Source organism: Paenibacillus sp. YYML68 (assembly GCF_027923405.1).
Taxonomy (GTDB): domain Bacteria; phylum Bacillota; class Bacilli; order Paenibacillales; family NBRC-103111; genus Paenibacillus_G.
On the sequence record NZ_BQYI01000001.1, the window covers coordinates 2337911 to 2361849 of the forward strand.

The following is a 23939-nucleotide window of genomic DNA, read 5'->3' on the forward strand; positions in this document are numbered from 1 at the left end:
AAACTGGATGTCGTTCGTTTGAGCTGCACCTATGCATAGCTTGCATCGATTTACTCGACTCGAGAGCGATTTCGACCCTTTTGTTACCATCAGCCCTTTTTGCGATAGCGAAAAGCGGCTTTTTGTCGTGCTCATGTTACTCATATGAGCACGTATGATGCCGAACACCTGATTGGAGCAAGGTGCGGGAGGCTAGAGCATCTATGGACATTCTGAATGATGAATATTATATGCGGCTGGCGCTGCAGCTGGCCGCGGCGGCTACCGGACAGACCGGCATCAACCCGGTCGTCGGCTGTGTCGTCGTCAAGGACGGGCGCATCGTCGGCCTCGGCGCGCATCTAAAGCGCGGGGAGGGCCATGCCGAGGTGCATGCGCTCAATATGGCCGGAGCCGAGGCCGAAGGGGCGACGGTGTACGTCACCCTTGAGCCGTGCAGTCATCACGGCCGCACGCCGCCGTGCAGCGACAGGCTTATTCGCGAGAAGGTGAAGCGCGTTGTCGTCGCGGCGACCGATGCGAACCCGCTCGTCGCGGGCAGCGGACTGGCGCGGCTTGCGGCGCACGGCATCGAGGTCGTGACCGGCGTGCTGGCTGCTGAGGCGGAGGCGCTGAACGAGGCGTTCAACGCGTATATCTTGACACGCCGTCCGTTCGTCACCGTCAAGAGCGCGAGCACGCTCGACGGCAAGGTCGCCGCGAGGACGGGCGACAGCAAGTGGATCACGGGCCCGGCTGCCCGTGAGCAGGGACATCTGCTTCGCCACCGGAACCAGGCGATCATGGTCGGCATCGGCACGGTGCTCGCTGATGATCCGCTGCTGACGACCCGGCTGCCTGTGCCGGGTCTGAACCCGCTGCGAGTCGTCGTAGACTCGCAGCTGAGGCTGCCGCACGAGGCGCAGCTCGTGCGGGACGGCTCGGCGCCTACGGTCGTGCTGACGACCGAGGCTGCGCCGAGCGAGCGGCGCCGCGCTCTCGAGGCGCGCGGCGTGGAGGTGCTGGACTGCGGCCCAGGACCCGCAGTCGATCTACTCGCCGCCATGGAGCGGCTCGGCGAGCGCGAGATCGGCTCGCTGCTCGTCGAAGGCGGCGGCAAGCTGAGCGGAGCCCTGCTCGCAGCAGGGCTCGTGAACAAGCTGGCGCTGTTCCTCGCGCCGAAGATTATTGGCGGGGGCGCGATGGCCCCCTGCAGCTTTGACTTCCCCGGCTTCGACCAGATGAGCCGGGCGATCCGAATCGAGCGGATGAAGGTGGAGACGGTCGGCGACGACGTCCTCCTGACTGGCTATCCGCGCTACGAAAGCGAGGGCTGATGCACATGTTTACCGGCATCATAGAAGAAATCGGCACGATGCGCCGCATCGCGCGAAGCGGTCAGGCGATGGTGCTGACGATCGGCGCGAGGCGCGTGCTCGACGATGTGAAGCTCGGCGACAGCATCGCCGTCAACGGCGTATGCTTAACGGTCGTCAGCTTCGACGAGAGCAGCTTCACCGTCGACGTCATGCCCGAGACGTTCCGCCGCACGAATCTGGAGCGGCTGTCAACCGGCTCACCGGTCAATCTGGAGCGTGCGATGGCCGCAGGCGGCCGCTTCGGCGGTCATATCGTGCAGGGACACGTCGATTCGACGGGCACGATCAAGAGCCGCACGCCGGAGGAGAACGCGGTTGTCTTCCGGGTCGAGCCGCACGATGCGGGCATGCTCAAGTATGTCATCCCGCACGGCTCGATCACGATTGACGGCATCAGCTTGACCGTCGTCGATACGGACGACGCCACCTTCACGGTGTCGATCATTCCGCACACGCTGGCCGAGACGGTGCTGCAGCACAAGAAGGCGGGCGACGAGGTCAACCTTGAGGCGGACGTGCTCGGCAAGTACATTGAGCGGCTGATGACGTACCCGGGGGCGACGGCTCAGCATGGACAAGTCCGCGGGCGAGGCGGCAGCGGGCGGCTGACGGAAGCTTTTTTACAAGAAAATGGATTCATGTAACAGATCTGGGAGGCGAATCCGATGAGCGAGCATAAGGAGCAAGCTGAGCAAACGGAGCAATTCAAGTTTCACCCGATAGAGGAAGCGATCTACGATCTGATGCTCGGCAAGGTCATTATCGTCGTCGACGATGAGGACCGCGAGAACGAAGGCGACTTCATCGCGCTGGCCGAGAAGACGACGCCGGAGGTCATTAACTTCATGATCAAGGAAGGCCGTGGCCTCGTCTGCATCCCGATTACGGAGGAGCGTGCGCTGGAGCTGGACCTGCCGCCAATGGTGCAGCGCAACACGGACTACCACGGTACCGCGTTCACCGTATCGGTCGATCACGTCGAGACGACGACGGGTATCTCCGCGTCGGAGCGCTCTCGGACGGTCAAGGCGCTGATTGATCCGAAGACGAAGGCGCATCACTTCCGTCGTCCGGGGCACATTTTCCCATTGATCGCGAAGAAGGGCGGTGTGCTGCGGCGTGCAGGACATACGGAGGCGGCGGTCGATCTGGCCCGTATGTGCGGCTCGTACCCGGCGGCTGTCATCTGCGAGGTCATCAAGGAAGACGGCGAGATGGCACGCGTGCCGCAGCTGATGGAGATCGCCCGCAAGCATGACCTGAAGATCATTACGATTCAGGACTTGATCCGCTACCGCAATCATAAGGAGAAGCTGATTCAGCGTGAGGTCGAGGTGCGGATGCCGACCGACTTCGGTACGTTCCAGACGATTGCCTATTCGAACGTTGTCGATAACAAGGAGCATGTCGCCCTCGTTAAGGGGAAAATCGATGGCTCGACGCCGACGCTCGTCCGCGTACACTCCGAGTGCTTGACTGGCGACGTGTTCCACTCCCATCGGTGCGATTGCGGTCCGCAGTTCGCGGCGGCGATGCGTCAGATCGAGGAAGCGGGCAGCGGCGTGCTGCTGTACATGCGTCAGGAGGGCCGCGGCATCGGGCTCATCAACAAGCTGAAGGCTTACAAGCTGCAGGAGCAGGGGCTCGATACGGTCGATGCGAACCTGGAGCTGGGCTTCGCTGCTGACTTGCGCGACTATGGAATTGGCGCCCAGATTCTGAAGGATCTCGGCATCCGCAACATTCGGCTCTTGACGAACAATCCGCGCAAGATTCGCGGTCTTGAGGGCTATGGCCTCGAGGTCGTCGAGCGCGTGCCGCTGCAGATGGAGGAGAACGAGGACAATACGGGCTACCTGCATACGAAGCAGGCGAAGCTTGGGCATTTGCTCGATTTTACGAATTGATCGTACGAAGTGTTAGGTGGAAGTAACAGGATTGTCACAAAAAATATAAATACCGGAAGGAAGTTGTGCAATTATGGCGAAAGTATACGAAGGTCAATTGGTGTCGAAAGGGTTAAAATACGGGATCGTTGCAGGTCGATTCAACGAGTTTATTGTCGGCAAGCTCGTCTCGGGCGCGCTTGACGCGCTGAAGCGTCATGGTGTCGAGGAAGAGGAGATCGAGGTCGCATGGGTGCCGGGCGCATTCGAGATTCCGCTGATCGCACAGAAGATGGCCGAGAGTGGCAAGTACGATGCGGTCATTACGCTCGGCGCGGTCATTCGCGGATCGACGCCGCACTTCGACTACGTCTGCAACGAGGCGGCGAAGGGTGTATCGGCGATCGCGCTGAAGACAGGCGTGCCGACGATCTTCGGCGTGCTGACGACCGATTCGATCGAGCAGGCGGTGGAGCGTGCAGGCACGAAGGCCGGTAATAAGGGCTGGGAGGCTGCCGTTACGGCAATTGAGATGGCGAACCTGCTGAAGCAGTTCGAGGCTTAATTCAGCTATACCTTGTAATAGCGTACACATGAGGTGCGGCATGGCCGCATTTTCCAATAAAGAATTGCGTCTTATGATCGATTGAGCATACAGCCTAGGCAACCAGCAGAAGTGATACAAGGGGGAACGAACGACAGGTGAAGGTTACAGTTAAGCTCGAAACGTTTGAAGGCCCCCTTGACTTGCTGCTGCATCTGATTGATAAGGCTGAGGTCGACATCTACGACATTCCGATCAAGCAGATTACAGATCAATATATGGAATATTTGTCTGCGCTGACAGAGCTGGAGCTCGAGGTGACGAGCGAGTTCATCGTGATGGCCGCGACGCTGCTGTCGATCAAGAGCAAGATGCTGCTGCCGAAGCCGCCGGTCATCGATCTGGAATTCGACGATTACATGATGGATGACGATTACGACCCGCGGGCTGAGCTCGTGGCGAAGCTGATCGAATACCGGAAGTATAAGGCGATTGCCGACCATCTGCGGGAGAAGGAAACGGAACGGAGTCTCATCTACACGCGGGAGCCGGAGGACTTGACGCCTTACGTACCTGTTATACAGGAGAATCCGGTGCAAGGCTTGAGCGTTACGGACCTGGTGCACGCCTTCCGTAAGGCGATGCGTAGAATGGCGAGCCGTCATGCCGTGGCGAAAATTCGCAAGGATGAAATATCGGTGAAGGATCGGATGCTCGAGGTGCTGGATTCGCTGGAGCGTATGGGCGGCAAGGTGCTGTTCTCGCGACTCCTTGAGCGGGAGCATACGAGAGATTCGATCGTTGTGACGTTCTTGGCATTACTGGAGCTGATGAAGGTGAAGCGGATCGTCTGCTTCCAGCATCAGTTGTTCGATGACATCGTGATACAGGCGCGGGAGGATGGAGCGGCAGATGGATTCAGCACAGATGAAATCAGTTATTGAAGGCTTGCTGTTCGTAGCTGGCGACGAGGGGCTCGACGCGAAGCAGCTGGCTGAGGTGCTGGAGATGGATGCGGCCTTCGCAGCCGAGCTCGTGCGTGAGCTGCAGGACGAGCTGAAGCGGCAGCGGCGCGGCTTGCAGATCGTCCAGCTCGCAGGTACGTACCAGCTGACGACCGTGCCAGAGCATGCCCTCTACTTCGAGCGGCTTGCCTACTCGCCCTCCCGCTCGTCGCTGTCGCAGGCTGCGCTCGAGACGCTCGCGATCGTTGCATATCGGCAGCCGATCACACGTGTCGGTATCGAGGAGATTCGCGGGGTGAAGGCGGACCGCGCCATTCAGACGCTGGTGGCGAAGGATTTGATCCAGGAGGTCGACCGTGCCGATGCGCCGGGCAGGCCGATTCTGTACGGAACGACGAAGTCGTTCCTCGATTACTTTGGGCTGCCTAGCCTTGCGGAGCTGCCGGAGACGAGTCTGTTCGAGAGCGAGGACAGTCTTGAGGAAGAGACGAGAATGCTGTTCGAGAAGCTGGATGGGACGCAGATGACGTTCGAGGATGTATCCAGCGCACGCGAGTCTTAGCGGCTCGTGCATGTTTTGCCATAGCAGGGCCATACTAACTCCCGAGGAAACGAAGCGGCGGCTTTCGTATCGGGAGTTTTTCTATATCGTGCTTCATCTGAGCACGGGCCTGCCGCAAGGGCAAGGGAGGAACGATGATATGGTGTGGATCTGGGCAGCAGTGGTGATCTTCGTTATCTTCACGATCGTGATGGCGAGCTACGTCACGGTCAGTGTGGAGTTCAGCCACCGCAACAAGGATGATGACATTCGGGCGAATATGAAGGCTCTATTCGGCATGGTTCGGTATAAGCTGAACATTCCGGTGCTCCGTTACAGAGGCCTGAACGAAGGGGTAGAGGTTCAACTGGAGCAGATTAATGCGAACGCCGACAATAAGACGAAGCGTCAGGGGAACATTACAGCGGAGGTCATACGCAATACCTTCGACAAGTTCATGACGCTGCTGAAGCATACCGTTGATCTGCATGAATGGGTGAAATGTGTGCTCGGACATACGCACTGCCGTCAGCTGACTTGGCGGACGACGGTCGGCGTTGGCGAGGCGCCGGAGACAGCTTTTCTCGTGGGGACGGTATGGGGGCTGAAGTCTTCGATTCTCGGCTACTTGTTCCGCTTCATCAAGCTGGAGGCGCAGCCGAGGCTGGAGGTCATCCCGGCCTTCAACCGGAACATGCTACACCTGGAGGGCAGCTTCGTCATGCGTCTGCGTGTGTGGCATATGGTCGTATGCGGCGTTCAGCTGCTGCTGAAGATCAGGAAGGCCGAGGGCGGGTTCGCTGCTTGGCGACGGGTGCTGTTCCCGAATAAGGAGCCTAGGCTTGGGTGAGGCTGCGTTGGGGTGAGTATGAAGCTTAAGCTTCATAAGAATATTACATATAGGGGGAGTACCAGCGAAGCTGTCACCAAGTGCCAATAGCTACTGGACTTCGGAGTTTTCCTGGTACTCTTCAATTTCAGCAAGTATCTTTCCATGAACGCTTTGATTAAGTATGTATAGTCATCTATGGTTTCATCAAATAACTAATGAAAAACATAAAAAAGCCCATACCATCAAGGTATGAGCTCACGACATTTATGTTCCAATTCAACGACATTTTATCTTCCAATCAACGACATTTTAAGTTACAACTCACAATTGCCGAGCCACAATCATCTGATCGCAGCCCGGAAACAAATCGAAGGACGTATCCCTCACTTAAATTCTCTTTGGTGTTTAACGGACAGTCTTAATACCCGAATCGTTGGCGCCATGGAATAACAACCCACTGTCAGACTTATAGATCCGTGTCACTGGATCCGCAACGCTGAGGAGTATATTGCCCAAACCATCAAATAGTACTACGCCATAATTCGCATCCTTGGTCATCTGACACACAAGCTTGTTATTCATAACTTGAACACTGCTAACATTTGAAGGCAGGAGCAGCTTGTCATTATTTATAGGATCTGCTTGGTACAAACCGGGATTTTGATCTTTTGACATATAAAACACATTCCCGTTGATAACATCGAACCATGAAACAGGACGCTCGGAAATTAGAGTCTCAGCTGTTCCGTCAAGGGCTGACGAATAAAGCATATCATCCTTGCTTCGAATGAAATACAATATGTTGTCCATGATTTTAAAAGCCTTAAGTCCTGATTGGATCGTCGGATAAGTCGTATTGGTTTTAAGGTTAATCCTGCAAAGAGAGTTTTGTTCACCGGGTTCACCTGAGCACAACACGTATAGGCTATCTCCCGAAATTCCAGCGGCACTAAAAGGGATATTTATGCCGCGTTGATTCCCATACGTTGTATTAAAATCTCCAATGCGTTTACCTTTAGACCAATCTTCCCCCGGTTGAGTTAAATACATATCTCCACCTGGAAGTCCGAAAACTATAGTGCCATATGATGATTCAAGGAAATCCAGATATCCGTGTAGTTGCTTTTCAGCTTTGCCATCTTGAGTGATCTTTACATAATTGTCACGCCCGGTGACGCCTCTCCCCGTATGATACATCAACCACAATGAACTGCCTCTGACTTGAAAGGTAACTCGACTTGAATAATATTTATCATCGGTGTAGAACGAATGGATCTCTTTTTTACTGGTCGGTTGGTGTAAGGGAGCCTGATAAACATGATTGACATCATCAATCGTTTCTACGTAATAATAAGAGCCATTATGCAAAGCAACATCTTTAAGCGTAGCTTTGTCCGAGAGTTCGACATCTTTCACTTGGTCATTGTTCGAGGTAATACTTAATCCTGAAGCATCACTCCATTGATAATCCCAACCGAATTCATCATGAGCAAACCGCCAAGTCAATGGAAAATAAGTAACATCACGAAAACTAATAAGCGGATACGTTTCTTTGCTATTATCAATAACCTTACCATTTATTGTTACAACAGAAGCAGGCGCTTCAGCCCAATAAGTTTGAGCATTACGCGAATCTGATTTGTATGGTACATAAGAGGAAGTGACGGGGCCCTGCTTGATACTGAGGCCGTTCGTGGCAGACCAGCTTGCTTCTAAGCCAAGCATTCTGGAATCATACCAAGTCATGGGGAAATAGGTAATATCCCTATAAACTAACAAAGGATATTCGCGGTTTTGATTTTCTATGTTGTTCCCATTCAAACTCACTTTAAATTGCGGTATGGTGACCTTTACATTCGTATCAGCGGCATTGGCCTTTTCTGTATGCAACACAAAACATAATCCCAAAATTACTGCCAGCCCTAAACTAATACATTTTCTTTTCAACATCGTATCATCTCCTTCGTAAGAAATTAACGAGCTTTTTGGTATTTATGTTGCAGCAGTCGTAAAAAGTATTTGCGGAATAAGAAAGACTTAACCCCCCTATGTAAAAACATGAGGGGGGTGTATTATCTTGCAATAACGTATAACTTAATAAAAGTGAATATTCACGCTTTCTGAGTCCCACTGTGTATAACTATTGACCGATACCTGGTTAACGTTAGTACTGTTAGTACCAAACACCCCACGACGCGTTGTTGTATTCGCGGAAGATACAGGCGCATAACCGCTCGAACTGTAGAGATACGCTTGGCTAAACTGTGCATTGTTCATGTATGCCCCATTTAAGAAATTCTTAACAGCTTGGCACAGCGTAATTTGGCGGATGAAATTAGCATTAGATGGATAGATGCCACGATCACCTACATAAAAGTAGAAATCAGCAAGAACGTTGCTGAAGTTATTAGCATCAAGTACGACAAATTGAGCGTATCCATCTGAGCGGATGAAGTTTTTCATGTAGATTTGTTTCCCTGCTACCAGTTGAGGAATGAGCATGAATCGAATCGCCAGCGTACGAGTGTCCATGCAAGCTCATATAAGCCGTCTGCTCCGAGTGGAGTGACGGTTTTTTGTTGTATTCATTGTGAATATATGATAAAATTATTCATATAGTCATTTTATTCATATATGATTGATTATAGAGGAGATTCGTTTATGCCTAAAAAATTCGGTGATGCCGAGCGTGACGTCATTATGGCGAAGCTACAGGAGGAGGGACGCCGCTTGTTCGGCACGCTAGGCTTGAAGAAAACGAGCGTATCGGACTTGACGCGCAGCTGCGGCATCTCGCAGGGGGCGTTCTACTTGTTCTATAGCTCCAAGGAGGAGCTGTTCTTCGACCTTATCGAGCAGGAGGAGCAAGCGGTCAGGGAGCGTATGCTGCAGCTGATGGAGCTTCAAGCTAAGCCTTCGGCTGACAGTGTGGCGTTATTTCTACAGGAGTCGCTCCGAGCGATTGAAGCGAGCACGGTGCTGCAGCAGATGCTGGAGCCGGGACAGCTGGAGCTGCTGCTGCGGAAGCTGCCACCGGAGCGGCTTGCTCGCAATGCGGCTGACGATCAGGATGCGCTGCAGCCGGTCGTGGAGCGCTGGCAGCAGGCCGGGCTCGCAAGCGGCACTAGTCCAGAGCTGATCGTCAGTATGCTACGCGCGGTTATTCTGCTCTCGCTGCACAAGAAGGAGATCGGCGAAGACACCTATGAGCCGACGATGCAGCTCTTATTCCGCACGATTGGAGCAGGGCTGGCAGCGATGAATGGAGGGAATGCGCGATGATCGAGGTCCAATCGGTAACGTACACGTATCCGAGGCAAGCGGAGCCTGCTCTGCGTGACATCAGCTTCGACATTAGGCGAGGTGAAATATTTGGCTTTCTTGGACCGTCGGGAGCGGGTAAGAGCACGACGCAGAAGCTGCTGATTGGGCTGCTGAAGGGGTATCAAGGCTCCGCGCAGGTGCTTGGTCGCGAGGTGAGCGAGTGGGGGCCGGACGACTACGAGCGAATTGGCGTCGCCTATGAGTTCCCCTACTTCTACGAGCGGTATACGGCGAAGGAGAATTTGAACTGGTTCGGCTCGTTGTATCGGAAGCCGTCAGAGAGTCCCGAGCAGCTGCTTGCGCGCTTCGGTCTTGAGGAGGCGGCGAACCGTAAGGTCGGGCAGTTTTCCAAAGGGATGAAGATGCGTCTAAACGTATGCCGGGCGATGCAGCATGAGCCCGAGCTGCTGTTCCTCGACGAGCCGACCTCGGGCCTTGACCCTGTCAGCGCACAGCAAATGAAAGAGCAGATCGTAGCCTGCAAGGCGAAGGGGCAGACGGTCATCCTGACGACGCACAACATGGCGGCGGCCGAGCAGCTCTGTGATCGGGTCGCCTTCGTGACGGACGGCCGCATTCGGCTCATCGATACGCCGCGGCAGCTGAAGCTGAAGTACGGGGCGCGGCGAGTGACCGTGGAGCATCGGGAGAGGGGCGGGGTGCTGGTCGCAGAGCATTTTGAGCTGGACGGCCTTGGCGATCATGAGCGCTTCTTAGCGCTGCTTCGCACGGGCCAAGTGGAGACGCTGCATTCGCAGGAGACGACGCTGGAGCGGATTTTTATCGAGGTGACAGGGAGAGGCTTGCAATGAGGCAGCAGATGATGAAGACGTCTAGGTCGTGGGGGTTGCTCTGGAGCTGGCGCCGTTGGATGAACGGGTTCAGGCAGGACATCTCGTTCCAATGGAGGCATCGGTTCTATCATGCGTATATGTTCGTCTGTGCGGCGTATTACTTGCTGATGCTGTGGATTCCTGAGGCGTACCGTGAGAAGACGGCTGTCGTGCTGACGTTCTCTGACCCGAGCGCGCTCGGCCTGCTATTCGCTGGCGGGATCGTCCTCTTGGAGCGTCAGCAGCGGCTGCTCGACTGCTTCTTCATCACGCCTTACCGTGTGACGGAGTATGTGCTGTCGAAGGGGGCCTCGCTCGGACTCTTATCTCTTGTTGTAGCGTTCCTGATACACGGCTTCGCGGCTGGACTGCCGGATGCCCCGATTCACTTCGCGCTGGGCGTCCTGCTGACGTCGCTGTTCTTCACATGGCTGGGCATTGGTCTCGCGCTGCGTTGCCGTAGTCTGAATGGGTATCTGCTCTATTCGCAAGCTTGGACACTGGTCTTCGTCCTTCCGCTGCTTGGCTATCTCGGCGTACTGCAGCAAGCTTGGCTTGCGCTCATTCCGACGGATGGGACGTTCATTCTGCTGGAGGCCGATGAGGCGCACGTTACGTGGGTTGAGCTTGCGAGGAGCTACGGTCTATGGTTAGCCGCTGATGCGGGAGCACTGCTATTCGCTTCTCGTATGCTGAAGCTGACGATTCAAGGTAAGATCGGAGGCGGTCTCAATGGGTAAAAGCTCACTGCGACTGCTCGCCGCTGACCAAAGGCGGGTGTTGGTCGACCCCGCTATATGGACGAGCGTGCTCGGTCCTGTTGCCATTACGGCATTCGCAAGGTGGGGCGTGCCAGCCATTCATACGCTTTTGTTCGAATGGTTAGGATACCGCTTATCTGACTATTATGATGAGCTTCATCTATTGCTCCTGCTGTTCATCCCGATGCTGATCGGGTTGATGACCGGCTTCAAGCTGCTGGAGGAGCGGGATCAAGGCATATCCGCATACGTCGCGATCACACCGCTCATGCGCTCAGGCTACGTTGTTCAACGGCTGCTGCTGCCAACGGCGATCGGACTAGCAGCGGCGCTGGTGTATCAATATGGGAGCGGTCTGGCTCTGAATGGGACAGGGAATGGGACAGGGAATGGGACAGGGATGACGATGGGGGTCGTTGTGCTGGTCGCCTTGCAGGTGCCTCTATATGCGTGCATGCTAGCAGCCTTCTCTTCGAACAAGATTGAGGGCTTGGCGATGTCCAAGCTCGGCTCGCTGCTACCGTTCGCGGCGCTCGTTGTTATGCTGCTTGAGCATCCGGGAAAGCTGGCATTGCTCGTAGTGCCGACAGCTTGGCTAGGGGTGCTGGATGAACCGGAGGTTTATGACATTCATCTGTTGTGGCTGTTGGTCGGTGCAGTAGTGGTGCATGGCGTTTGGTTCGTGGGGGCGTTGTGGGCTTATTGGAAGCGGTCGGAGGGATGATGTGAGGTGAGTGGCATTTGAATCCGACTAGCCTCATTACAGCAAGGCACAAAACATTTTGTTATTAAAAAAGTTGCAGATGTAAATACAATTGTTGGTGATCCTGTTGAAACGCCGGACAGGAAGGGGGTTGCATACGACAAAACTCACATAAAAAGGAGTGGCAGTCAGTCTGCCGCTCCTTATGCATTCTTAATTTGATACAATTTCCTTTTTGGAATTCCATCAACATCAATCTTTAATAATTCCCTTTTATTCACCACCCAAGGTTTTGATATTTTCTTAGATCGTTTACTTGTCAACGTGCTTGTCTCCACCAATGGAGTTTTTGTCTGTGAAGTTCGGATGAAGTATTGTATTAAACTCGAAAGTTACTGGATGATTGTTATTAACGACGGCATAATTTCATATATTGCTCCTGCTATTCATCCGATGCTGGTCGGTCTGATGACTGGATTCAAGCTGCTGGAGGAGCCTGGTCATGGCATATCAGCATACATAGCGATCAAGCTGCTCCTGCGCTCAGGCTAGTTCGTGCAGCGACTGCTATTGCTAATGTGCTACAGTTGTCCGATCGAATAGATAATTTTAAAATTAACAGATCGGTTTTTTCCTTAATAATTACATTGTCTCTCACATTTCGCTATTGTATGTTATTCACTAGTTCGTGAACTTTTTATAACTAGCTAAGCGGAGGGAGGATTAGTATTGTATGAAAAAGAAATTGGTAGCCTTAGTAGCAAGCTTGGCTTTAATAGGTGGACTATCCTACCATTATGCGGATCAAAAAATTGTTGCGGAAGCTTGGTATGGGGAATATAACCACGCTATATACGACAACGTTGATGACCTATATAAGGATTCTACATTAGTTGTAAGTGTTACTGCCACTTCAAATACAAAAGAACTTTCCGAACAGAACTTCGAATACACTGATCGTTACTCGGTAACAGAAGTTAACATTGATAAAGTAATTAAGGATCAAAACAATGCGGTAGCTAATAGTTCATCCATACCCATTATTGAACGTGCATTTACCGTAGATAACGGTATCGTTCCAGGTAAGACTAAGTTGGTTGCAGATGGATATACAACACTCGTACCTGGAAATAAATATATTTTGTTTCTAAACTGGTCTGAAAAAAGAAACGCGTATTGGATTCACGCTGTCAGCCAAGGCAAAATCAGTATTGATGGTAAGGATATAAAAGAAAATAAGTTTGCTTCCAAAGATGAAACCTTCCAGAAACTTAAAGATAGTGTAAACAAAAAGTTTGCACATTAGTAGCACTAAATAAGTATTCGACTTTAGCCATCCCCCTGTGTCACAATAGTTGTCGTACCCCTCGATAAAAAGTATAGTAGAACCAGAGAGGCAGAGGTGACGGACGATGGCTAGATACAGTGAGGAATTGAAATGCAACATACAACTACGAATGATCCCCCCGCATAATGAATCTGTGAGTCAGATTGCAAGAGACAGCGGCCTGTCCGAAGGGACGCTGTACAAGTGGCAAAAAGAAGCCCGAGCGAACGGCGCTGTCGTTCCAGGTGGCGGAGCAGAGCCCGAGAAATGGAGTAGTCGGGATAAGTTTTCGATTGTGCTGGAAACCGCTACGTTGAGCGAAGTCGAACTGGCCGAATACTGTCGTGCCAAAGGACTCTACGCAGAACAGATTGAAGCTTGGCGGGATGCTTGTATGCAAGCCAATGGTGGACTCGCCCAACAGGCATCCCAGCTGCAAAAAGAACTCCGAACTAAAGAGCGAGAAATGAAGACGCTCACTCGGGAGTTAAAACGAAAGGAAGCTGCTCTAGCCGAAACGGCAGCGCTTCTCGTGCTGCGAAAAAGGCACAGTCGATCTGGGGGGACCAAGAGGACGCATGATCAGTGCCTCAGATCGACGAATGGCCATGGAACTGATCCAAGAAGCAGTAGATGCTGGAGCCAAAGAAGAGGCGGCATGCCAAGAGATCGGATTAACGCAGCGGACCTTGCAGCGGTGGCGCAAAGAGGGCGCACCGCAAGAGGATCAACGGCCGCATGCGGTAAGGCCTGCCCCATCCCACAAGCTAAGTGAAGTGGAACGACAACAGATTATCGAGGTCGTGAATCAGCCGGCATACAAGAGCCTTCCACCTAGCCAAATCGTACCACGACTGGCTGATGAGGGTGTCTACATGGCGTCCGAATCGACATTCTATCGCGTAATGCATGCTCATGGACAGCAGCACCATCGAGGTCGCAGTAAGAAGCCTGTTTCGAAGCCGTTAACGAGCCATTGTGCTGTGGCGGCCAACCAAGTGTGGATGTGGGACATCACCTGGCTACCTGGTCCTGTGAAGGGTTTATTCTACTACCTCTATCTCATCCTGGATCTATTCAGCCGAAAAATCGTAGGCTGGGAGGTATGGAATGAAGAATCCGCGGAGCATGCGAGCACATTGGTTCGTCGAACGGTCCTGAGCGAACAGTGTGTTGTGCGCAAGGAGCCGCTGGTCCTGCATTCGGATAACGGGAGTCCGATGAAGGGTGCCACTCTACTTGAAACGTTATACAGCCTAGGAATCACGCCCTCCAAAAGCAGGCCGCGTGTCAGCAACGATAACCCTTACGCCGAGTCGGTGTTTCGCACCTGCAAATACCGCCCCAGCTACCCGTTACATGGATTTAAGTCGACGACAGAAGCCCGTGAATGGGTACGGAAGTTCGTCCATTGGTATAACACTGAGCATCACCACAGCGGGCTTAATTTCCTGACCCCTAACCAAAGGCATAAGGGACTTGCTGAACAGATTTTTGAGAAGAGAAAGCGAGTGTACGAACAAGCTAGACAGGACAACCCAAGGCGGTGGTCCGGGAAGATAAGGAACTGGAGTCTAGACGAACGAGTGTATCTTAATCCCGAGAAAGTCCAGCACTCCATAGCTACAACAACGGCGACACAAGCCTGATTGACTCTATTTAATTTTCAAAGATTCACGACAACTATATTGACAAACACCGCCATGGAATTTGTGGTTGAGGTCACTTTCATTGCATTGCATGGATGTTCTCAGAGTTATCATAATATTCGAACTAATTGTTCGGCAGACATGAAAACATCCTATACAATGGGATGGCAGGTAGTATCTGTCCATAGTCTGCCGCTCCTTATGCATTCTTAATTTGATACGAACACGTTCAATGCATGATGGTACAAAACTCAATATGTTAATAGAACGTCCTTGAGAAACGCATAAGAATTTTGCCATATGCTCATACTTTAAAAGTACAGATATCTCAAGGCATTTACCTACAAGGAGGAGTCCAACATGACTGAACATCCAATCCAAGGCCTAATGAAAACCGCAATGGAAAATATTAAAGAAATGGTTGATGTCAATACAATTGTTGGTGATCCTGTTGAAACACCGGACGGCAGCGTCATCATGCCGATCAGTAAGGTGGGCTTCGGCTTCGCGGCAGGCGGTAGCGAGTTTATTATAGAGGAGCCGGCACAAGGTGCATCAGCAGCACGTACAGACGCACACAATGCCTCTGTCGCGCTTCCGTTTGGCGGCGGTAGCGGCGGCGGTGTATCGATTACGCCAATCGCCTTCTTGGTCGTAGGTAAGCAAGGCGTGAAGATCGTGCCGCTTGACAACCAAACGCACCTGCTGGAGCGTCTGATCGACTCCGCTCCTCAAGTCGTAGACCGCATCCAGACGATGATGAAGGGCAAGCAGTCCGGCTCCGCATCCCAAGGCATGGGCGCTTCCGGTATGAACTCGACTACGGACAGCACTATGGGTGCAACGGCAGCACAGAACTCGCAGGCTAATCAGACGAGCCAGTCCGACAACAAAAACTTTATTGTATAAGCTGATTCTTTTTAATTATTGGGCTGCCCACATTGTGGGTGGTCTTTTTTTTCTACTCCAGTGAGTCACTATGGCATACTCAATTGATTTGCGTTTTTAGTTACCTGTCCGTTCCACTATGAACGCTATTACCGCACTTGAGGGACTACTTCAGAAAAAAATCTACTCCTCCTCCTATTCCTTAAAATACTAGGGGGATTTCATGATGTACTGCCGACAGAACGAATTTTATTCTTAGATTCACATATTTATTTTATTATCATTTCAACGTAACGTTTTTTAGGTTCAGAGCGGCAATGTTGGATCGTAAGTTAAGACACGAAGGTAGCCTCCTAATAAGCATTAATGGATAGCTGGTTAAATAATTGATAGCGGGATTCCTAGTATAATGGCTTCGAATTTCAGGAGCGCCCTCTAGTTGTCGTTACTTTACTCTTATTAAGTCTTGAATGCTTGTATTTCTTCATATGTAATCAGATGTAATCAGACGGATAGGACAAATTGACTATGGAAAATATTATAAATTTAAATAAAATAAAGAGAGTAACACAACTTGCATTTATCTACTGAATAGGAAAAGAAAGGAGGTTGTGTAATATGGCATTTAAGATCCGTTCTGTCAACGAGAATAAAGAACTCTGGACTAATTTAGCTGATGAAGTCGAAGAATTGGAAAACAGAGATGAGATGTCTTGCTTGCAGATAACTTGCTGCTTCAACATCTGTTGTTTTCAGATAAACAACGCTTAATGAAATACGGTGTACTCTACAACTACTATAATGTAGGGTACACCGTCGTATGGAACTTAACAGCATTAAGGAGGGATTAAAGGACATGATTCTAAATAAATTTCATTTGCGTTATCCGCTAGATGACAAAGAAACCCTCTTTATTAATACGTTGACCGGTGCTCTTGACTATTTCTCAAACGATGTTATTGAGTATATAGATCGACTAACAACATATGGACCTGCTGCCACACAAACAAAAGAAGAGGAAGCTCTTGTACATCTTCTGAAGCAAAGAGGTTATATGTATGATAGTGTTCAAGAGGAGAATAAGAGAATTCAGCAGGCTTTGACTTTTTCTACCCCACTACAACAAATGGAATACGTGATATGCCCCACTTATACTTGTAATTTCAGATGTCCTTATTGTTTCGAGGATCATAGTATTCATGAGAAAATTTCTCTTATGACAGATGAGCAATTAGATGCTGTGATGCTTGCGATAGATTATTTTCATAAAGAAAGTGGACTACAGAAGGGATTTTTACAACTATTTGGTGGAGAACCCTTGCTGCCTTTTACCCGTGATATCGTGAAGAAGATATGCGATAAAGCCGTTACTATGGATTTTAGAATTACTTGTAATACAAATGGGTTTCATCTCGAGAGTTATGTCGATTTAATGTTCCACTACAGGGATCGCATAAACATAACAGTTACTGTTGACGGTCCTGAAGAAATTCATGATAAGCGCCGTATCTTAACGGGAGGGCAAGGGACGTTTTCTCGGATTGAAAAGGGCGTATTAGCTGCGCTAAAAAAAGGAATTGGAATAGTTCTAAGGGTAAATATTGACAAAACTAACATCAATTACGTTGGAGATTTGGTCAATCATTATCGAAAAAATGGTTTTATTGAGCACGAAGCCTTTTTACTCCATTTTGCGCCTATTACTGATCATACTTGTAAGGGCACAGGTGATACGATAATGGAAGGTTTTGAGATCATAAAACGGTTAAGAAAAGATATTCCAGACCTCGAAGAACTAGAAAAAAACAATCGTTTGCGTATAGGTCCTGATATGTATCGCTTTTTACATACCGTAATGCGGTTGGACCCAGAACTTCGTAGCAGAGCAAGTGAATTTGTACCTCACATTGTTTTTTGTGAATCTGTGCAAGGGCGTAAAGTTGTTTTTGGCCCAGACAGCCATATGTATGCGTGTGCTGATTTAATTGGCCGGCCTGAATATAAAATAGGTAATTATTTTCCGAATTTCGAGTTAACCCATTGGAAATGGAGTAAGTGGAAGGCGTTTAATTCTCTTACAATACAGCAGTGCAGTAGCTGCCATTGTGCTCCGATTTGCGGTGGGGGTTGTGCAGCAGAGGCGCTGATTACATATGGGAACTTGGACAAGCCACATTGTACTCATGCCGATCAACAAGTATACAATTACTTAGATAGTATTCGAGACGAGCTCTTATGCTCGGTGGGGGACTGAATTTATGATCCCAAGTACATATAATTCATATTATAAACTATCAGACGGAAACTATGTTTTGGTTAATTCTCTAAGTGGAGCTGTGGACACGATTGGACCCGAAGTAAAGTCTTTCTTAGGCAGATTAAAGCGAGGTGATATTCCTTCGGGTATACATGTTGAGGAGTTAATCCAATTTTTAACACATAGAGGGTACATCTTCAAAAGTCGTGAGGAAGAATGGAAAAAGCTTCTTCAGATAAAAGAACAAGTAAATAAAATCTCAGCGATGTCAAATACCGGATTTGTGTTTAATGTATGCACAACGTATATGTGCAATCTGAGATGTCCCTATTGTTATCAAGGTCATGAGATTCATAAACAATCGCATGCCCTTAGCCATGAAGAAATTAATAAGCTCTTTGAAGCTGTTGATTCTATACTAAGCATGGAAAAAAGAAGGGGCAGGTTTGTAAACGCCAGTCATCAAATGATGTTATATGGAGGGGAGCCGCTACTCCCCACAACAAAAGCTGCTGTTTATGAAGTGGTAAGACGCGGTATTGAAGATTACGGTTTTCGTTTCCACGCCATTACTAATGGTACCTTTTTACATGAATACATCGATTTTTTCAAGCAATATCGTGATATGTGGGATTACTTTCAGATTACAATTGACGGCCCCAAGCATCTTCATGATCAGATGAGGATTAATGCGAATGGTCGTGGGACCTTTGATCGCATAGTACACAATATTGATCTTGCGATGGCTAATGGATTTAGAATAGGCTTAAGAACAAATGTAAATAAGGACAATGTTGATCAATTAGAAGAACTAGCATTATTTATTGAGGACAAGGGCTGGCCTGAACATCCATTATTTCTATGGCAGATATCCCCAGTTACTGATCATTACGGTGATAATTTGCCAAATCATCTGCCTGAACACAAGTTACTTGCTGCACTCTATGGAAAATTCGGTAATGTGGATGTATTCTTGGATAAGTTTCACGCACAATTGGGCACCGATCTCAACATGAGAACCAGTCGAATACGCCAAGCACTTCAATCAAAGGGATGGTCATCCAATCCATGCGATAGCTGTAACTCAACACCTAATACGTTGCCTATCTTCAAAGAATGCAGCGCAAGAGATCATCGATACTATGCCTTTGGTGCTGAAGGGTTAATATACGCCTGTCCTGAATCTGTTGGTCGTAAAGAACTCGCAGTCGGAACGTTCATACCTTCTTATAATATAGACAAAAAGAAGCATGATATGTGGAATCAAGATATAACTGACTCGGAGCAATGCAGTTCCTGTAGTATTGCTTTGTTCTGTGGCGGTGGGTGTGGCTATACCAATTTAATGAGAAATGGCGATATAAATAAACCATATTGTAATTTCACTCACCCAACAATCTCGACATACATTAAACAAAATGAGGAGTCGTTTACTGGTGTCTTGAATAATTAATGGATATAATGGGCAGGTTTAGCTGTAGTAAAGGGGGATTAATTGATGTCAAAAATTCAATCCGAATACCCGCTAATACTGCCCTATTCGGTATACCCGATGGATACGTCCGGAAGTCGATTGTATTACTTGATCTTATTTGATTCCGGAGCTCAACTGAAAGTTTCAGATAAAATATTGAAAATCTTAACTTATTTAGATGGTACACATAGTTATAGTGAAATATGTAAGTCTCTTAGAACAGAACATGGAATATCAATTTGTGAAGAGGAACTTCGCTTTTTAATAGAAACTCGCTTATCAACGGCTGGAGCTTTTTATTCTGGTGCAAAAGATGAACCACGGAGCTCCAATTATCACTCCGCAATCATGTTTCGCACTACTTTTATTCAAGGGATTCATTTTAAGGCGTTAACAGTCCCTTTTCAATTCCTATTTTCAGTGCATTATGCTCTTGCAATGATCTTGATAGCTTTACTTTCGGTTCTGTACCATCTTACAAATTACAGGGCTGCCGATTATATGGATCCCCTTAGTACAATGACAGGGATGAGCTTTGCTGTAATACTAGCTTTACTGTCTATAGTTTTTCATGAATTTGGTCATATTACAGCTGCATTTCGCTTTGGAATTGTCCCCCGAGATATTGGTGTTGGATTGTATCTCCTTATGCCTTCCTTATTTGTAGATTTGCGTGAGGCATGGCGACTTCCTAGGAAGCAACGCGTTATTATCGACTTAGCAGGGGTTTACTTCCAACTAATACTCTTTATACTTTTTGAAATCATGTACTGGATAAGTAACGAGAACGTTTTTTTACTTGCAAACCAATTTATTTTAGTGAGCGTTTGTGTGAATTTGAATCCTATTCTTCGTTATGATGGGTTTTGGGCTGTAACTGATGCGCTAGGAATTGTAAATTTTCACTCCAAAGCATTCGAGGTTATAAAAAGTCATTGGTTTTATTTTATTTTACGTAAGAGGAGTTATAGGGATAGGTTGGATCGTCCTTTTAGAGATATGCAGGTAAATAGACGTAAAGTACTTATTAAATTTTCCTTTGTTTACTGGATAACTGTGATTACAGCCACGACCTACATCATTCACACTATGATAAGTGCGCTATTCAGTGGACCGTTCCTGGACTGGGAGTCAAAAAAAGGATTAATTGTAGTTCTTGGGATTGCGCTTGTTAATGCAGTCTTTCGGTACGTAGTTAAGAGACAATCACAGCGAAGGAGTGAAAAACGTGCTTCAAAGGGAAGTGATGAAAGTCACACAGTTGACCAAAACATATGAAACGGAATCCGGTAAAGTTCATATTCTAAAAGGGATAAGCTGCTCCTTTCGCCGGGGGGAGCTTGTTAGCATTATGGGGCCTAGCGGTAGCGGCAAATCCACCTTGCTCGGGATATTGGGGACATTGGATGTACCCACATCAGGGAGAGTAATTATAGATGGAAGAGATATTACGGATCTAAGCGAGCATCAGCTTGTTGAATGTAGAGCTAAAAAAGTTGGATTCGTGTTCCAAGCTTATAACTTGATTTCCACGATGACTGCGCTAGAAAATGTGATGCTGCCTATGCGCTTCGGGGAACAGAGCGTCGGTCGGAAGAGTATGGAGCAGAGGGCCAGGGAATTGCTAGAGATTGTAGGAATAGGGAATAAGACGAGCAATCTTCCTACCCAATTGTCCGGCGGCCAACAGCAGCGTGTAGCCATAGCCAGAGCACTAGCCAATCGTCCTCCCATTGTCGTTATGGATGAACCGACCGGTAACCTTGATTCTCAGACCGGCCGCAGAATTATTGACCTTATTCTTGAATTACGCGAGAAGTATGAAATGACTTTCGTACTAGCCACACATGATCCGTTAATAAGCAAGCTCTCAGATCGGACCATTCATATTCTGGACGGACAAGTATCAAGAGAAGAACCAAGGGAAGAGGTCGTGATGTCATGATTCTCCGGTCGGCCATCAGAAGTTTAACCCGTGCAAGAGGTCGAACGCTGCTTACGGTGTTTAGCATTCTCATTGGAACGTGCAGCTTCTACATGATGACAATGATCACTGGCCTTGTTCCGGCTTCTATAGACCAATCCGCTAGGCAAATGCTGGGCGGAGATCTAGCACTTCAAGCTTATCTAACCCCTATACAGACTGAGGCTATATCGGCACTTATACCTGCGGAGCAACGAACTGCAATGACTGCTGCATTAGTTAAGTCTAGTATGATTAAATCCGAGGCGAAGACGACCAATATCATTGTGAAAGGCGTCGATATACGGTCGTATCCACTAATCGATAATGAACAGTTACCGGGATTGGAGCTTCTAATGCAAGATGAGGTAATTCTGACTGAGGATGCTGCGAGCCGATTGAATGTAGAGCCTGGTGATCCAATAGGCCTTCCGAATGCAACCGACGGAACACTTCAGGAGTTTCGAGTGAAGCACATCGTGCCGCCAACATCTGAAACCTACACGGATGCTTCCATATTAGGGATGGCCTACTTGCCATACGAGCAGGCGATAACGTTATGGAACGAACGGACAGGGAATGTTAATGAAGCTTGGTTTATGTTAAAAGATCCCTCAACTGCCGCGAGTCTGAAAGAAGCGATTGCTGCTCAAATTCCAGGCGTGAAGTTGGTGGATCTTGAGGACAAGAAGAAGGAGTTGAAGAAGGAATCTCGTAACTTGCTTCTATTTTTACAATTCTTCAGTCTTCTTGCCCTATTTATATCCGGAATCACGATATCCAATACGATGGCTGTTATTGTGGTTTCCCGTCTGCAGGAAGTCGCGGTAATGAAGACGATTGGGATGAGAGCAGCGGCGATTTCACGCTATTTTCTGGCTGAAGCAGCCGTCTTAGGAATAAGTGGTCTTGTTGGTGGCCTTGTACTCGGCATTATATTCAGTCGGCTCATCGCCTCCTATACGGCATCGCTGCTTACACTTCCCCTTAAGTGGCATATTGCCCCTGAAGATATCTTCGTTACAGGCCTCGCAGTTTGTGGGGTTACAGGGGTTAGCAGTTGGTTAGCCATTCGCAGAACGAACAGCGTTTCCCCGCTTCAATTATTAAGAGATTCTTGGGCAGGTGCCAGTAAGCAGCCGTCCCTTTCCTTCGGTCAGCGTATGCTCTTTATGATTGGTGTAAGCTTGCTGCTCGGACTTTATTTGAAATCTTTCTTGTACCCAACCTCCGCAGCGTTCACGTTGGGACAATGGTTGTTGTCTTCACTTGCGGCGTTCGGACTGCTCCTTCTTGCCGCGATATTTATGAAGGTAAGTGCCTTCATATTTAGTATGGTTTATCGATTCATTGGATTATGGAAAAATTACTTCACCAAGCAGATATATTTAGGGTTCCATCAACTATCGTCGGCTCATAGGCGTAATAGTGTACTTACTGTAACGCTTACAGTCGGGATCATCTCTGTGATCGCAAGTCATATTTTCGGTGAAAATTTGATGGCTCAAACGAAAAGTCAGTTGGAGCAGCAAGCAGCAGGCAATCTCTATGTAACGAGCAGTATTCAGGATGAACGAGAAACGCGCCGTATTCTCCAGGAGACGTCCGGTGTGGAGTCGGTAAAAATGTATCATCAGCTCAATGGGAGCTTGCAGTCCGTTAACGGTCAGAATGTGCTTCCATTGTTTGCTCAAGCGGCGCAGACCGGGCAATCGTTTTTTAACTCTACTAACTTATCAATTCAAGGAGAAGATGCGTCGGATTCCCAATGGACAGTAATTGAAGGAAACGTGATTACGGAAGAAGATCAAGGTAAGAACAAGGCGCTTCTCCTAGACCAATATCGGGATGTGCTGAAGATCAAAGTGGGGGACCGGGTAGGTGTTCGGATTGGTGAACATGTAGAAGAATTTGAAGTCAAAGGCTTCTTCAAATCCGGAATAGTCAAAACCGCAAGCATGCTCATTCCTTCGGACACACTCGTGAAAGTAGCCGAGCCTGTCCGCGTAACGTTTAGCGTTCGTGTAAATGACGAGCAACTGAGCGGAGCACTCTCGACGGTTAATCGCCAGCTACCTAATAGTGCGATGGCCTTCCCGGTGGGGGGACAACTCGAAAGCTTGAACAAAATGATTGAGTTCCAACGCACATTTTTCACGATCATTGCTGTGTTTGCATTTGTAATTGCTGTTATCACGATCGGTAATCAAATCATTATCTCCATCATGCAGCAGACAAGGGATATCGCTCTGATTAAAACGGTCGGTGCATCGTCCGGAAGGCTACTAATTGCGATACTCGTAGAATATGTAACCGTAGCGGCATGTGCGGGCTTCGCTGGTTCCATCATCTCCCTACTGCTGTCGGCGCTAACTCTAAGTGCCATGCTCCATGTTCCCGTATCGCTGGACCTGATTTGGTGCTTCATTGGCATCGGTCTAGCCGTCGTCACAACGGGAACTGTTGCTCTGCTAGTCTCTATGAGATCACTAGCGATCAAGCCCATTCAAATGCTGCGATAAGCTTCTGAAACAAAATGAAGGAGACGTTGACATGGTGCTGTCGCCGAATCTGAGCTCAAGCTGCTTCTGGCATTACTGATGTGCCCAACCATTTGGTTCATCGACCTCAAAC

23 protein-coding genes are annotated in these 23939 nt (G+C 49.0%); 21 read left to right on the forward strand and 2 right to left on the reverse strand.

Translation table 11 applies throughout. The annotated features are described in order from the left end of the window. The first annotated feature begins 203 nt into the window (after positions 1 to 203). The 7 genes from ribD (at position 204) to PAE68_RS10700 (ending at position 6144) form a co-directional block, all read left to right on the forward strand. Entirely contained in the window at positions 204 to 1316 is a 1113-nt protein-coding gene (ribD, locus tag PAE68_RS10670) for a bifunctional diaminohydroxyphosphoribosylaminopyrimidine deaminase/5-amino-6-(5-phosphoribosylamino)uracil reductase RibD (protein WP_281886765.1), read from the forward strand. A gap of 5 nt (positions 1317 to 1321) precedes the next feature. Next, complete coding sequence (ribE, locus tag PAE68_RS10675) at positions 1322 to 2002, forward strand: riboflavin synthase (RefSeq protein ID WP_281886767.1); 681 nt, start codon at positions 1322 to 1324, stop codon at positions 2000 to 2002. Positions 2003 to 2023: 21 nt separating this feature from the next. Continuing rightward, the gene (locus PAE68_RS10680; protein WP_281886769.1) at positions 2024 to 3265 is read left to right on the forward strand and encodes a bifunctional 3,4-dihydroxy-2-butanone-4-phosphate synthase/GTP cyclohydrolase II; all 1242 of its coding nucleotides are present in this window, start codon (positions 2024 to 2026) and stop codon (positions 3263 to 3265) included. Positions 3266 to 3338: 73 nt separating this feature from the next. Next, complete coding sequence (ribH, locus tag PAE68_RS10685) at positions 3339 to 3809, forward strand: 6,7-dimethyl-8-ribityllumazine synthase (RefSeq protein ID WP_281886771.1); 471 nt, start codon at positions 3339 to 3341, stop codon at positions 3807 to 3809. 137 nt (positions 3810 to 3946) lie between these two features. Beyond that, positions 3947 to 4732 (forward strand): segregation and condensation protein A, encoded by a 786-nt coding sequence (locus PAE68_RS10690; RefSeq protein WP_281886774.1) that lies wholly within the window; start codon positions 3947 to 3949, stop codon positions 4730 to 4732. Further along, entirely contained in the window at positions 4701 to 5315 is a 615-nt protein-coding gene (gene scpB, locus PAE68_RS10695) for an SMC-Scp complex subunit ScpB (RefSeq protein ID WP_281886776.1), read from the forward strand. Before PAE68_RS10690 ends, scpB begins: the two co-directional genes overlap by 32 nt. Positions 5316 to 5403: 88 nt before the next feature. Further along, positions 5404 to 6144 (forward strand): DUF2953 domain-containing protein, encoded by a 741-nt coding sequence (locus PAE68_RS10700; RefSeq protein WP_281886778.1) that lies wholly within the window; start codon positions 5404 to 5406, stop codon positions 6142 to 6144. A gap of 387 nt (positions 6145 to 6531) precedes the next feature. Here PAE68_RS10700 and PAE68_RS10705 read toward each other — a convergent pair whose 3' ends face one another. Then, positions 6532 to 8076, reverse strand: a complete 1545-nt coding sequence (locus PAE68_RS10705; RefSeq protein WP_281886781.1) for a DUF5050 domain-containing protein — start codon at positions 8074 to 8076, stop codon at positions 6532 to 6534. A gap of 144 nt (positions 8077 to 8220) precedes the next feature. Next, positions 8221 to 8658 carry a hypothetical protein gene (locus tag PAE68_RS10710; protein ID WP_281886782.1) on the reverse strand — a complete coding sequence of 146 codons (438 nt, stop codon included), beginning with the start codon at positions 8656 to 8658 and terminating at the stop codon, positions 8221 to 8223. Positions 8659 to 8787: 129 nt separating this feature from the next. Between PAE68_RS10710 and PAE68_RS10715 the strand changes: the two genes are divergently transcribed. The 14 genes from PAE68_RS10715 (at position 8788) to PAE68_RS10780 (ending at position 23827) form a co-directional block, all read left to right on the forward strand. Continuing rightward, positions 8788 to 9408, forward strand: coding sequence for a TetR/AcrR family transcriptional regulator (locus PAE68_RS10715; protein WP_281886784.1), 621 nt, complete (start codon positions 8788 to 8790; stop codon positions 9406 to 9408). Next, positions 9405 to 10262 carry an ABC transporter ATP-binding protein gene (locus tag PAE68_RS10720; protein ID WP_281886787.1) on the forward strand — a complete coding sequence of 286 codons (858 nt, stop codon included), beginning with the start codon at positions 9405 to 9407 and terminating at the stop codon, positions 10260 to 10262. The genes PAE68_RS10715 and PAE68_RS10720 overlap by 4 nt, the downstream gene beginning before the upstream one ends. Further along, positions 10259 to 11023: a fluoroquinolone export ABC transporter permease subunit gene (locus tag PAE68_RS10725; protein ID WP_281886789.1), complete on the forward strand. Its 765-nt coding sequence runs from the start codon at positions 10259 to 10261 to the stop codon at positions 11021 to 11023. The genes PAE68_RS10720 and PAE68_RS10725 overlap by 4 nt, the downstream gene beginning before the upstream one ends. After that, entirely contained in the window at positions 11016 to 11768 is a 753-nt protein-coding gene (locus PAE68_RS10730; RefSeq protein ID WP_281886792.1) for a hypothetical protein, read from the forward strand. Before PAE68_RS10725 ends, PAE68_RS10730 begins: the two co-directional genes overlap by 8 nt. 378 nt (positions 11769 to 12146) lie before the next feature. Further along, positions 12147 to 12299 carry a hypothetical protein gene (locus PAE68_RS10735; RefSeq protein ID WP_281886794.1) on the forward strand — a complete coding sequence of 51 codons (153 nt, stop codon included), beginning with the start codon at positions 12147 to 12149 and terminating at the stop codon, positions 12297 to 12299. 181 nt (positions 12300 to 12480) lie between these two features. Further along, the gene (locus tag PAE68_RS10740; protein WP_281886796.1) at positions 12481 to 13053 is read left to right on the forward strand and encodes a hypothetical protein; all 573 of its coding nucleotides are present in this window, start codon (positions 12481 to 12483) and stop codon (positions 13051 to 13053) included. 106 nt (positions 13054 to 13159) lie between these two features. After that, a protein-coding gene (locus PAE68_RS10745; protein ID WP_397378583.1) for an IS3 family transposase occupies positions 13160 to 14723 on the forward strand; the annotation gives its coding sequence in 2 pieces (ribosomal slippage) (positions 13160 to 13623 and positions 13622 to 14723; 1566 coding nt in all). 360 nt (positions 14724 to 15083) lie between these two features. Then, entirely contained in the window at positions 15084 to 15632 is a 549-nt protein-coding gene (gene ytfJ, locus PAE68_RS10750) for a GerW family sporulation protein (RefSeq protein WP_281886798.1), read from the forward strand. Positions 15633 to 16229: 597 nt separating this feature from the next. After that, the gene (locus tag PAE68_RS10755) at positions 16230 to 16382 is read left to right on the forward strand and encodes a hypothetical protein (protein ID WP_281886801.1); all 153 of its coding nucleotides are present in this window, start codon (positions 16230 to 16232) and stop codon (positions 16380 to 16382) included. Between the two features lie 85 nt (positions 16383 to 16467). Then, complete coding sequence (locus tag PAE68_RS10760; protein ID WP_281886803.1) at positions 16468 to 17865, forward strand: radical SAM/SPASM domain-containing protein; 1398 nt, start codon at positions 16468 to 16470, stop codon at positions 17863 to 17865. Positions 17866 to 17869: 4 nt separating this feature from the next. Further along, a complete protein-coding gene (locus PAE68_RS10765; RefSeq protein ID WP_281886806.1) occupies positions 17870 to 19321 on the forward strand; it encodes a radical SAM/SPASM domain-containing protein in 1452 nt (483 codons plus the stop codon). A gap of 45 nt (positions 19322 to 19366) precedes the next feature. Next, the gene (locus tag PAE68_RS10770; protein ID WP_281886809.1) at positions 19367 to 20620 is read left to right on the forward strand and encodes a zinc metalloprotease; all 1254 of its coding nucleotides are present in this window, start codon (positions 19367 to 19369) and stop codon (positions 20618 to 20620) included. Then, complete coding sequence (locus PAE68_RS10775) at positions 20571 to 21287, forward strand: ABC transporter ATP-binding protein (RefSeq protein WP_309299323.1); 717 nt, start codon at positions 20571 to 20573, stop codon at positions 21285 to 21287. Before PAE68_RS10770 ends, PAE68_RS10775 begins: the two co-directional genes overlap by 50 nt. Continuing rightward, positions 21284 to 23827: an ABC transporter permease gene (locus PAE68_RS10780; RefSeq protein WP_281886811.1), complete on the forward strand. Its 2544-nt coding sequence runs from the start codon at positions 21284 to 21286 to the stop codon at positions 23825 to 23827. Before PAE68_RS10775 ends, PAE68_RS10780 begins: the two co-directional genes overlap by 4 nt. The last annotated feature ends 112 nt before the right edge of the window (positions 23828 to 23939 follow it).

Coding starts and splice junctions, on each gene's coding strand:
- ribD (WP_281886765.1), top strand. CDS start 204: ATGGACATTCTGAATGATGAATATTATATGCGGCTGGCGCTGCAGCTG.
- ribE (WP_281886767.1), top strand. CDS start 1,322: ATGTTTACCGGCATCATAGAAGAAATCGGCACGATGCGCCGCATCGCG.
- PAE68_RS10680 (WP_281886769.1), top strand. CDS start 2,024: ATGAGCGAGCATAAGGAGCAAGCTGAGCAAACGGAGCAATTCAAGTTT.
- ribH (WP_281886771.1), top strand. CDS start 3,339: ATGGCGAAAGTATACGAAGGTCAATTGGTGTCGAAAGGGTTAAAATAC.
- scpB (WP_281886776.1), top strand. CDS start 4,701: ATGGATTCAGCACAGATGAAATCAGTTATTGAAGGCTTGCTGTTCGTA.
- PAE68_RS10705 (WP_281886781.1), bottom strand. CDS start 8,076: ATGTTGAAAAGAAAATGTATTAGTTTAGGGCTGGCAGTAATTTTGGGA.
- PAE68_RS10710 (WP_281886782.1), bottom strand. CDS start 8,658: ATGGACACTCGTACGCTGGCGATTCGATTCATGCTCATTCCTCAACTG.
- PAE68_RS10715 (WP_281886784.1), top strand. CDS start 8,788: ATGCCTAAAAAATTCGGTGATGCCGAGCGTGACGTCATTATGGCGAAG.
- PAE68_RS10720 (WP_281886787.1), top strand. CDS start 9,405: ATGATCGAGGTCCAATCGGTAACGTACACGTATCCGAGGCAAGCGGAG.
- PAE68_RS10725 (WP_281886789.1), top strand. CDS start 10,259: ATGAGGCAGCAGATGATGAAGACGTCTAGGTCGTGGGGGTTGCTCTGG.
- PAE68_RS10730 (WP_281886792.1), top strand. CDS start 11,016: ATGGGTAAAAGCTCACTGCGACTGCTCGCCGCTGACCAAAGGCGGGTG.
- PAE68_RS10735 (WP_281886794.1), top strand. CDS start 12,147: ATGATTGTTATTAACGACGGCATAATTTCATATATTGCTCCTGCTATT.
- PAE68_RS10740 (WP_281886796.1), top strand. CDS start 12,481: ATGAAAAAGAAATTGGTAGCCTTAGTAGCAAGCTTGGCTTTAATAGGT.
- ytfJ (WP_281886798.1), top strand. CDS start 15,084: ATGACTGAACATCCAATCCAAGGCCTAATGAAAACCGCAATGGAAAAT.
- PAE68_RS10755 (WP_281886801.1), top strand. CDS start 16,230: ATGGCATTTAAGATCCGTTCTGTCAACGAGAATAAAGAACTCTGGACT.
- PAE68_RS10760 (WP_281886803.1), top strand. CDS start 16,468: ATGATTCTAAATAAATTTCATTTGCGTTATCCGCTAGATGACAAAGAA.
- PAE68_RS10765 (WP_281886806.1), top strand. CDS start 17,870: ATGATCCCAAGTACATATAATTCATATTATAAACTATCAGACGGAAAC.
- PAE68_RS10770 (WP_281886809.1), top strand. CDS start 19,367: ATGTCAAAAATTCAATCCGAATACCCGCTAATACTGCCCTATTCGGTA.
- PAE68_RS10780 (WP_281886811.1), top strand. CDS start 21,284: ATGATTCTCCGGTCGGCCATCAGAAGTTTAACCCGTGCAAGAGGTCGA.